The sequence below is a fragment of the Lentzea roselyniae genome, assembly GCF_039537795.1.
GTDB classification, from domain to species: domain Bacteria; phylum Actinomycetota; class Actinomycetes; order Mycobacteriales; family Pseudonocardiaceae; genus Lentzea; species Lentzea atacamensis.
On record NZ_BAABBE010000078.1, the window covers coordinates 1 to 10,075 of the forward strand.

Here is a 10,075-nt window from a genome sequence, read left to right on the forward strand (position 1 = left end):
CGACCAGGAATCGGTCCGGCGCACTTCCCGTACTCAGACCGAACGCGACCTTCAACGCCTCACGCTGGGGTTCAGGCAGGTGGCCGAGCCGCCCCATGAGCGGCGTGCACAGCTGATGCAGCCCCGCAAACGCCGGCTCCATCTCGGACTCGACACCCCTGGCCCGCGCGATCCGGCATCCCTCGGCACGTTCCACCAGATACTCCACCAGCGCGGACTTGCCGATCCCAGCCTCACCTCGCAGCACCAGGACCTGACTCCGGCCAGACCGGGTGTCCATCAGCAACCGATCCAGCGCCTCACACTCGCTGCGCCTGCCGCGCAGGATGCGCTGAGGGTCGCTAACCGACATGACCACCACCACGCGCGTCGGACGAGCCCAACTCCGGTCGACACGGGCTTCACCAGGCCGGCTCACACCGACGACGAAACGCCGACACCTCGCGCAACGGCACGGGCCTGCCGGGCGGGTCACCGGGAGTTGACCCGCACCGACATTCGAGGATCCGAGGCAGGGCGGCACACGGCGTGCCGGCGACGCCCACGGCACCTGTGTCCAGTGTGGAGGGTCGAACTCGACGTCTAAATTCGTTGGCTGATAGCGTATACGATCCTGCTCGCCGCACCTGAGCTTGCCGGAACGTCAGTGCGCCGCTGACAACTTCGTCGAATGAAGTCCCTCAGCACCAACGCAAAGGGCGCCACCGCCATCACCTCGGTCGCGATCGCTGTCGTGCTGTCAGCGGGTACCGCTCAGGCCGTCGCATCCGGCAACATCGAGGTGTGCGGCACGAACGAGGCTCGTATCACGGTCAAGTTCCTCGAACGTGGCGGTATGTCGGTCATCCCCACGGCCAAGTGACACGTGCAAGCCATACCCGGCAAGAAGCCCGAGCGCATCGAGGTCTCCGCCCAGGTCAACAACCGCAAGCCCAAGGTGCTGGGTTCCGCGACAATCGACATCCGCAAGGGCGTCAAGGTCTACGACAGCACCGATCCCGGATTCATGGTGAAAGTGACCTCGTCGGCCTGAGTCCGATCGCCGCCCGCCGGGCTCAGGCCCTCATCACGCACTCGACTGTTCCCCACGTGACAGCCATCGCGTCTGCATTTCATGGCGCCGTTGACGAGCGTGGGCCAAGATCCCCGCAGCCGGTCACGTGAACCTCTCCTTCGACCGGACTGGCAGCCACCATGTCGCACCGAAGAGGACTTGGCCGGATCGGTCACTCCCCCCGGCTCCGACGGTTGCTGTGGTTCAGGTGGCCAGGGCGGAGGCGCTGCTTGACAGAGGCATGCCGCTGCTCGGCGAGCTCGAAGGGTGGAGCCGACTCGTGATTGCGGGGTTCGTCGCGGGGGCCCGCGAACTCGCGGTGGATGCGCGGCGGCCCCTTGGTGCACTTCGACTCGTGGTGCACCACGATTTTCCTCGGTCATTGAGGCATCGGCGCGGTCTTGAGCGGACGGCTCCGCGGTCAGCACATGGGCGGCCAAGAATATCTGACGCAGCTCGCACGCGCGTTGAACGTTGCCGCTACCGCCGGCGTTCTCCGCCTTGGACGCCGGGGCAAATGTACGACGACGCCGAAGCCTGTTCGAGCCCGTGTTTTCACAAGAACATCCGTTCAGGAGAAACCCCGACTTCAGAGGTCCTCCAGAAACGGCCGGGCCTGCGGCGTGCGCGAACCGGCCGCTGTCCACACAGCACGACACCTTGTTCCAATGTCGACCATGAGCATGGCCGCGAATGTTTCCGCATCGTCTCAGGTCGAGGTGGCTTCAGTCTTCTCGGAGCCGCGGGACACGAGGACCAGGCGCTGTGAGTTGTCGTGCCCAACCAGACCGGATGAGCTCCTGCACCGTGTTCTGGCCTGATCTCGATGTTCCGCGCGCTGGAACGAGGTGTATCCGCCTCGTCGTTCTCGCGTCAAACTTCCGATCGGCAAGGCCAGTAGCAGATCGTCAAGGCGAAGTAGGTGATGCGTACATGGCCGTCGAGTCGATGTCTCTGGAAACGTCCGAGTCAGCCGCGCCGCCACGAGGCTTCAGCCTCTTCGAGGTTCTCGCTGAGCCCGAGAACCTCGCCGATCCTTATCCCGTTTACGCCTGGCTCCAGAGGAACCACCCCGTCTACCTGGACCCCGACGGTACCGCTTACGTTTCCCGCTACGCCGACGTCCACCACATCAAGAGCCCGGACCTCCGCGACGGCCTGTCGGACGACCACGCCTCGCACACCCTCCGCAACATCAACCTGTCCATGATCAAGGCGGTACCGCCCAAACACACCGAGCTCCGCCGCGTCGCGGCCGCCGCCTTCGATCACAGCCTTCTCGCCCGGTCCGCGGCCAGCATCCGGAGGGTCGCAGAGGACCTGGCCGCCGGCATCTCACACGACCTGCGTCAAGGCCACGTCGTCGACCTTCACAACGCCTACTCCGTGCGCCTCACCCAACGCACTTCGGCCATCGTCTTCGGCATCCCCGACGATGATTTCGACATGCTGGCCCCCGTACCGGCCCGCATGTTCGAAGCCCTCTACCCGAAGAGGACCCCGGACTCGAGCGCCGACGCCGACGCCGCCTCACGTTTCCTCTACTCCTACATCGAGGACGGCATCCGCACCCGACGCTTCGTCCCGGACGCCGGCTTCGACCGGATCATCCGCGCGGGCGACCGCACACCGTTCGACGACGTCGTCCGCCTCTGCTGGCTGCTGTGGTGGGGCTCCTACACTTCCATTGCCACAGCTGTCACGCTCTCCGTCCTCAACCTCCTCGAGAACCCGGACAGCGCACCCATGCTCCGCACGCGGACATCGGACTGGATCGAGGAATCGCTGCGCTTCCGCAGCCCGCACATCATCAACGCCGCGAACCTGACCACACGCCGTGAACTCACCATCGGCGACACCGTACTGCCCGCTGGAACCCCAGTCCGGTTCATGACCGGAGCGATGGACCGCGACCCGGACGCCTTCGAGCGAGCCGACGTCTTCGACCCGACCAGACCGAACCGCCCGCATCACGTGGCCTTCGGCGGAGGCGTGCACACCTGCATCGGGGCGCAACTCGCGCGCATGGAACTGTCCGTCGCGCTCACGACCATCCTGGATCACCTGCCGCCGTTCCGAATCGCCGGGCAACCCACTTGGAGGCCCTACAGCACACAACGGATCTGCCTGAGCCTCCCCATCACCGTGGAGGAACTGCCGTAGCGCGGGGCAGGTCGTGCCCCGCTTGGGGTCTCCTGAACGTCACCGCCACCCGATCGCCGGCATGGGTCGAGGCGCTGTTCACCGCCGACCGCCCGCAACGGGTCGATCTCACGGCTCCGCGTCTCGTTCGCTACCACCTGATCAGGGCCGGGCTGGAACGGCATCCCTTCGTGCTGACCCTGCACCACGCCATGATCGACGGATGGTCGTTGTCCCTGCTGCTGGGCGAGTTGTTCGACCTGCCCGCGCTGGGCGCCGACGATCGCACACCACTCCCCAGCCTGACCGCGGCCCTGCGGTCCCCCAGGCCCACGAGCAGGACGTCCCGCTCGGCGCGATGGCGGACGTCTGGGTGGCCACGCTGCGCGACTTGACGGGCGCCGAAGACCTCGTGTTCGCCGCGATGGTCGCCGGCCGCTCGACCGAGGTGCCATGGCTGGCCGAGGACCTCGTGCAGGAGGCGATGACCCGGCTGTGGCAACGGCCCGAGGTGGTGTCGAACCGAGACAGGATCACCCCGTGGCTGCTCACCGTAGTGCGCAACCTGCACATCGATCGAGCGAGAGCACGCGCCCGGCGCCCACTCGAGGTCGCCGACATCTGCGACAACACCCAACGTGACCACGCGGACGAGATCCTGCTGTCAATGACAGTGACGGCCATGCTGGACGTCCTGCGGCCGCAGGACCGCGAGGTCCTGGAGCACGTGTACCTGCGTGACTTCACCCTGAGCCAGGCGGCACACGAGCTGAACATCCCGAGGGCACGGCCAAGTCCCGGCTGCGCCGCGCACTGCGGTTGCTCCGGGACGACGCGGATGATCCGCTCGCGGCCTAGCTGCCGCACACCCCGGACAGTTCGGCGTTCACGGTGAACCCGCTCCATCCGGCTCTGTCACGCCGCCTCCCTGGTGCAAACAAGACAGTGTCCCAGTTCATCAGGCGTGCTTACTGTTGAGCGGGCGGCCCGACAGCACCGGGGAGTGAGGACGACTCCGTCTCGAGTCGCACCGGGGTCCGCGCCGACAGAGCGATGGACACCGTCACCGAAGGCGAGGTGGCCAGCCGTGTCACGGTCCACATCGAACTGTGCCCTGGGCGCTGTTCGTCACGGACACTGCGGTGTTCTGGCAGAAACAGTCATCTCGACAGACACGGCCGAATCAGTACGGGTTCCGTGTGGCGGAACACGACTTTCCCGGCGTCCACCTGTTCCTGTTCGCGGTGATGGGCACCGTAGGGCTCAAGCCGGGCGCCACGACCACGCACAGTTGGGTCGACAGCCCGACTTCCCAGGTCGCGGGCAACGAGATGTGGGGCATCCGCAAAGGGCCGGCGGAGTTCACCTTCGACCACGACCCGGCACGTTCGAGCTGAGAACCGATGACCTGCCCGCCGTGCGCGGCGCCTCACGACCGGGACTGAAACTGCCCGCAAGGATCCCGGTCAACCTGACACTCGCGCAGCCGCTGCAGGGACGCACGCGGTTCGTTGCATCCGTTCGAAGGCGCGCGCTGAGATGGGCAGGCAACAGCTCGAGGACGCGTCGGCGGCCGTTCCCACACTGCGCGGAGCTCGTGCACTCAGCGACGTCCGGCTGAAGCACTTCGAGGCCGAGTTCGACGCCTGAGCCTGCTGGACGCGACGTCCCACCCGACCACGACGGCCCGCGCAGCACCAGCACCACTGTGCGCACGCGTGACGGATTGAAAGCTCACGGCGGCGACCCGGCAACGCCCGAGCACTGAGGTGGCGCTATCCGTGACGGCGCAGAGCTGTGCCGTCCGGTGTGTCGAAGGCGGTCGGGCGCGTGACCTGATCTTGAAGGTGGGGCTCGACGCCGATGAGGGTGCCGCACTCGGCAACGCCCTCAAGCAGATCCGACAACGCGGGCTCGACGAACTGAGTAGCGAGCGGCGCGGCACCCCCGTGCAGGGGGCAGGAGCGGACAGGTCGACCGCGGTCTGCCCCCTTTTGCCCTATCTCGCCGGGTCGTTTGGCGCCAGGCCCCGCCGGTGCCGGAAAGCACCCGGCGGGGCCTGGCGCGCGTTCACGTCCTGGTGAGCCGTTCCGCCAGCTGGGCGATGGTAGGCCCCTGCATCAACTCGATGATGTTCACCTGGGCGGTCAGTTCCCGCTCCAGCCAGGACTTGAGCTCCACGGCCAGCAGTGAATCCAGGTAGTTCACCAGCGGCATCGTTTCGTCGAGGTCGTCGAACGGGATGCCCAGCAGAGTGGAGATCTTCGCCTTGAGCCTCTCCTTGACCAGTTCGTCACCCACCTCAGCGGTCTGGACCTGCTCGTCGTAGGCGCAGTCGGCCGCCATGACCGCGAAACGTCGCTCGTCACCCCGCGCGCGCAGGAACTGTGGCCAGTTCATCGGCAGTACGCCAACCCGCGGCTGGTCGCCCTGGCACAACCTGGTCAGGACCTGGAATGCCTGCCGGGCGGTGAACTCGCGCATCCCGGTGGCGCCGACGAGTTGGCGGATTTCTTCGCGCTGGGAGACATAACCGACGTCAGCGAAGGTTCCCCAGTTCACGCTCAGCGCCGGAAGGCCTCGTGCGTGCTGCGCTTCGGCAAGCTGATCCAGGAACGTGTTGGCCGCCGCGTAGTTGGCCTGGCCGATGTTGCCGATCATCGAAGTGGCCGAGGAGAACAGCACAAACGCGGCCAGCGGCAGATGTTCGGTCAGCTCGTGCAGATGGAGGGCGCCGAGCAACTTCGGCGCGACGACCCGATCGTACCGCTCCCGGTTCATCACCGTGATCAACGAGTCGTCCAGCACCATCGCGCTGTGGATGACGCCGTTCAACGCGGGCATCTCGCGCTGAACCCTGGAGAGCACGTCGGCCAGTTGTTGCCTGACAGTGATGTCCACCCGTTCGACGACGACCTGGGCATCGCGTTGCCGCAGTTGCTCGATCCTCTCTTCTGCGCGCTCGTCGGCACCAGAACGCCCCAGCAACACCAGACTGCGGACGCCGGCGTCCACAAGGGACTCCGCCATGGCCAGGCCCACCCCGCCGCAACCACCGGTGATCAGCCAGGTGCCGGTGAACAGCGGCGCGGCCGGCAGGGGCGACGCCTGAAGTTCGTGTTCGTCCATCGACAGCACGATCTTGCCGATGTGCTTGCCGGCGGACAGGTGGCGGAACGCGGTCTCGACCTGTGAAGGGTGGAACACCCGCGTCGGCAGCGGTCGCAGCTGACCCGTGTCGAACAGTTTCAGCAGTTCCTCCAGTTCGACACGAACCGCCTCGGGCCGGTCGACCAGCAGCTGGCGCAGGTCGAAACCGAAGTACGCGAGGTTGCGCAGGAACGGCCGCAGGCCGAACTTGCGGTCGTCCAGCAGATCCCGCTTACCGATCTCGACGTAGCGACCGTAGGCGGCCATACAGGAGATGCTGCGGTCGACGGTCTCCCCGGACGCGGCACTGAGCACGACATCGATACCGGCGCCGTTCGTCGCCGACCGCACCTGCTCGGCGAAGGTGACCGACCGTGAATCCATGACGTGGGCGACACCGAGCGCTCGAAGCAGGTCCCGCTTCTCTTGGGTGCCGGCGGTCGCGAACACCTCGGCACCGATCGCGCGAGCCAGCTGGATCGCGGCGAGCCCGGTGCCACCCGTCGCGGAGTGGATCAGCACTCGTTCCCCGGCCTGCAACCGGGCCAGTTTGCGCAGCGCGTACCACGCGGTGAGGAACACGATCGGCACGCAAGCGGCCTCTTCCACGGCCAGTGAGTCCGGTTTGGGCAAGACGCAGGAGGCATCCAGCGTGATGTGCGACGCGATCGCGCCCTGCGCGCTGCTCAGCGCGATCACCTTCTGACCGACGGTCAGATCGCGGACGTCCGGGCCGACACCGGTGATCACGCCGCTGCACTCGGCGCCGAAGCGGTACCCGGTGCCTGATTCCAGCGTCGGCACGTTCCCGAGCGCGGTCATCACGTCCAGGAAGTTCAGGCCCGCCGCGGTGATCCGCAACTCAACCTGGCCAGGGCCAGGAGGCGTCCGTCGCACGGCCTGCCAGGTCAGCTCGTCCAGCGCGCCGGGGTTGGACATCTCCAAGCGGAACCCGGTGCCATCCGGAAGCTGGCGAGCGTCGACGGGCTTGCGCAGCTCGGTCACTCTGACAAGGCGGCGGATGAACCGTTCGCCTGCCCGCAGCAGAACCTCGCGCTCGTCGTCGTCCCGCCACAGTTCAGCCCACACCGCGTCGACGTCCGTCTCGTCCGGCGCGGCGTCCAGGTCGATCAGCTTGGTGACCGTCTCCGGCAGTTCCAGGTTGGCGACCAGTCCCACGCCCCACGCCGCCGCTCCGTCGAGCCGGACGTCGTCGTTTCGCTCACCGTGCACGCCACGCGTCACGACGAAGAGCTTGGGGATCCGCTGCCGGGCCAGTTTGACGACGTCGAAGCCGTCCGCGCTGGAGAAATCGATCGCGCCTTTCAGCAGAACATCGGAGACGTCTTCGTGTACCCGTCCACCGCGGGCCTCGATCCGCTGGACGAGCGCCCGCGCCAGTTCGCTGCCATCGGATCGGACGAGCCAGTCGCCCGTGCATTCCGGTTCTTCGTCCGTCTGTGCGGCTTCGGCCAGGGGCCGACGGGCGAGCAGGACCGCCTGACCACCGGATTCGTCGTTCTCCGGGAAGGCGACGACTTGGTCGAAGCCGACTGAGTTCAGCAGCTCTCGCCAGTGATCGGTGGTCAGCAGCGGCCCATCCGGCCGCAACTGGAGATCACGGAAGTGCCACCAGCCCGCGGTCAGGCCAAAGGTCAGGTCGAGCCACCGGTTGCCGGGCAGCGCCTCGATCAAGCCGAGCACGCCCTGTGGCAGGAGGACCTCACGCAGTTGCGAGATCGTGTGCTTGAGATCGGCGGTCGCGTGCACGACGTTGGAGGCCAGCACCAAGTCGAAGGAATCCGGCGAGATTCCCTGAGCCTCCATATCGCCGGTGATGTCGAGTGTCTGGGCGGAGAAGAAGGGATAGCTGCGGAACTTGTCGTTCGCTGCCTGCACGAACGCGGGAGAGACGTCGGTGAAGACGTACTCGCACCGCTCGGCGGGGAGTACCGGCAACAGGTTCGCGGTCAGGCCGCCGGTGCCGCCGCCGACCTCCAGCACGCGGATGGTGCGTCGGCTGTCGGCTTCGGTGACGAGACGGGCCACCGCCTTCCGCATGATCATGTTGTGGAAGCGGCTGATCGGCGACGTCTGGTAGATCGGCTCGGTGTCCGCGTGCGAGCCGCCTGGGAACAGCACAGTCAGCGGATCCACCGTGCCGGCGAGAATGTGGTGCAGGTGCTTACCGGTTCGCCTGAGCAGCTGTAGTTCCCACACACAGGCCGGGTGGTCTTCGAGTGCCCGGCGCCACAGCAATCCCGAATCCAAGTCGATCGGCTGCACGACCTCGAACACCCCGTCCCGATCGGCCAGCAAGCCATCTGCGACGAGGAACCGCGCCAGACCGGCGAAGGCCTTGCGGTGCGCCTCTTGGACTTCCGGCAGCGTGAAGGTGTCGCCCACGGCGAGGTTGTGCCCGAAGGAACGCAGGCAATCCGCCACGTAAGCCGAGCAGAGGCGACGCAGATCGGTTTGGTAGGCCTCGGTGTAGGAGTTCCGGTGCAACCGCTCGACCAGTTCCGTCAGCTCGAGATCCGCGGAACGCAGCTCGGCGGCGAGAGCGCTGCGACAGGCAGTCTTCTCGCCGGTCGGCTGCCAAGCCAACCGGTAGAGGTGGTTGTCGAGGTTCTGCGGATCGTTCGGCAGGTTCTGCCGCACCATCTTTCCGTGCATCGGCACGTACTCCGCGATCAGTCGTCCTTGCGCGTCCAGTACGTAGACGTCGACGGACAGTCCTGTGATGTCGAGTTTGCGGAGTTTGGTGTAGCACCAGGCCGCCGTCGACAGGTCGCCGTGTACTCGCACCGCTTCGATCGACGTCGGAAGATACGTGAACGGCAACAGGTCGTCCGTGCGGTCGTTCAGCGGATGCAGGATCGCGCTCTGGAAGCACGCGTCCAGGATGACCGGGTGCAGCAGGTAGTCCTCGGTCTTGCCTTGCAGCAGCTGTGGTGGCTTGATGTGCGCCAATGCCTCGCCCGCGCCCACGTGCAGTCGCTCGATGCCGTAGAAGGAAGGGCCGTACGCATACCCGCGCTGTCGCATCAGACCGTAGATCGCGGCTGACTTGTGCACACGCGTGCACCGCTCGCGGATGCCCGCGATGTCGTACTGCTTCGCCACCGGGCTCGCGCGGTGGAAGCGTCCGTGCACGTTGCGGACCCAGTTGTCGCCTCGAACCGGCCGGTTGTGCACCTCGAACGTCCCGGAGGCCTGATCCAGCTCGATTCGGCTGACCGTCGGCTGCTCCGGGTCGAGCACGCACGCCCGTTCGAACTCGACGAACTCGAGGCTGACCGGCTCACCCAGCAGTGCCTGGCCCGCCGCCAGCGCCGCCTCCACATATGCCGCGCCCGGCACGATCACGGAGCCGAACACCTCGTGGTCGCGCACCCAGGTCAGCCGGTAGTCGTCCCATTTGATCTCCCAGGTGGGGCGTATCGAGTCGACCCACTTGAGCATGGGGTGGCTCTGTCCACCGGCCCGCTGCCGGAGCGAGGTCTCACTCTCGTTCCAGTAACGCTGCCCCTGCCAGGGGTTCTTCGGCAGGTCGACAGCGGTTACCGCGCCGGGGAAGCACTGTTCCCAGTCGACGTGTCCGGAGCAATAGTCAAGACCTGTGGATGAAGATCTTTATGCTGCGGTGGGTGGTGCGTGTTCGTCGGGTCGTTCGACGAGTGTGCCGTTCTCGAAGCGGGCGCCGGCTCGGACCAGAGCGACCAGTTG

At 66.4% G+C, this 10,075-nt stretch carries 8 protein-coding genes; 6 read left to right on the top strand and 2 right to left on the bottom strand.

From position 1 onward, the window contains the following. A partial coding sequence (locus ABFX45_RS45180) for an AAA family ATPase (RefSeq protein ID WP_346137260.1) occupies nt 1-352 on the bottom strand: 352 nt, incomplete at its 3' end. 318 nt (nt 353-670) lie between these two features. On the opposite strand from ABFX45_RS45180, the gene ABFX45_RS45185 reads away from it, so the two are divergent. The 6 genes from ABFX45_RS45185 to ABFX45_RS45205 all read left to right on the top strand — a co-directional run bounded on the left by ABFX45_RS45185 (nt 671) and on the right by ABFX45_RS45205 (nt 4,593). Continuing rightward, nucleotides 671-862, top strand: coding sequence for a hypothetical protein (locus tag ABFX45_RS45185; RefSeq protein WP_346137261.1), 192 nt, complete (start codon nt 671-673; stop codon nt 860-862). 3 nt (nt 863-865) lie between these two features. Further along, nucleotides 866-1,033 carry a hypothetical protein gene (locus tag ABFX45_RS45190; protein WP_346137262.1) on the top strand — a complete coding sequence of 56 codons (168 nt, stop codon included), beginning with the start codon at nt 866-868 and terminating at the stop codon, nt 1,031-1,033. 954 nt (nt 1,034-1,987) lie between these two features. Beyond that, a complete protein-coding gene (locus ABFX45_RS45195; protein WP_211337798.1) occupies nt 1,988-3,217 on the top strand; it encodes a cytochrome P450 in 1,230 nt (409 codons plus the stop codon). After that, complete coding sequence (locus tag ABFX45_RS46760) at nt 3,151-3,591, top strand: condensation domain-containing protein (protein WP_428834300.1); 441 nt, start codon at nt 3,151-3,153, stop codon at nt 3,589-3,591. The genes ABFX45_RS45195 and ABFX45_RS46760 overlap by 67 nt, the downstream gene beginning before the upstream one ends. Next, nucleotides 3,555-4,091 carry a sigma-70 family RNA polymerase sigma factor gene (locus ABFX45_RS45200; protein ID WP_346137263.1) on the top strand — a complete coding sequence of 179 codons (537 nt, stop codon included), beginning with the start codon at nt 3,555-3,557 and terminating at the stop codon, nt 4,089-4,091. The genes ABFX45_RS46760 and ABFX45_RS45200 overlap by 37 nt, the downstream gene beginning before the upstream one ends. Nucleotides 4,092-4,395: 304 nt before the next feature. Continuing rightward, entirely contained in the window at nt 4,396-4,593 is a 198-nt protein-coding gene (locus tag ABFX45_RS45205) for an acetoacetate decarboxylase family protein (protein ID WP_146231931.1), read from the top strand. A gap of 673 nt (nt 4,594-5,266) precedes the next feature. On the opposite strand, the gene ABFX45_RS45210 is transcribed toward ABFX45_RS45205, so the two are convergent. Beyond that, nucleotides 5,267-9,811, bottom strand: coding sequence for an SDR family NAD(P)-dependent oxidoreductase (locus ABFX45_RS45210; RefSeq protein WP_346137264.1), 4,545 nt, complete (start codon nt 9,809-9,811; stop codon nt 5,267-5,269). Nucleotides 9,812-10,075 lie beyond the last annotated feature (264 nt).

Bases quoted from the DNA above. Each gene is read 5' to 3' on its own strand.
- ABFX45_RS45185 (WP_346137261.1), top strand. From the start codon at position 671: ATGAAGTCCCTCAGCACCAACGCAAAGGGCGCCACCGCCATCACCTCG.
- ABFX45_RS45195 (WP_211337798.1), top strand. From the start codon at position 1,988: ATGGCCGTCGAGTCGATGTCTCTGGAAACGTCCGAGTCAGCCGCGCCG.
- ABFX45_RS45200 (WP_346137263.1), top strand. From the start codon at position 3,555: ATGGCGGACGTCTGGGTGGCCACGCTGCGCGACTTGACGGGCGCCGAA.
- ABFX45_RS45210 (WP_346137264.1), bottom strand. From the start codon at position 9,811: ATGCTCAAGTGGGTCGACTCGATACGCCCCACCTGGGAGATCAAATGG.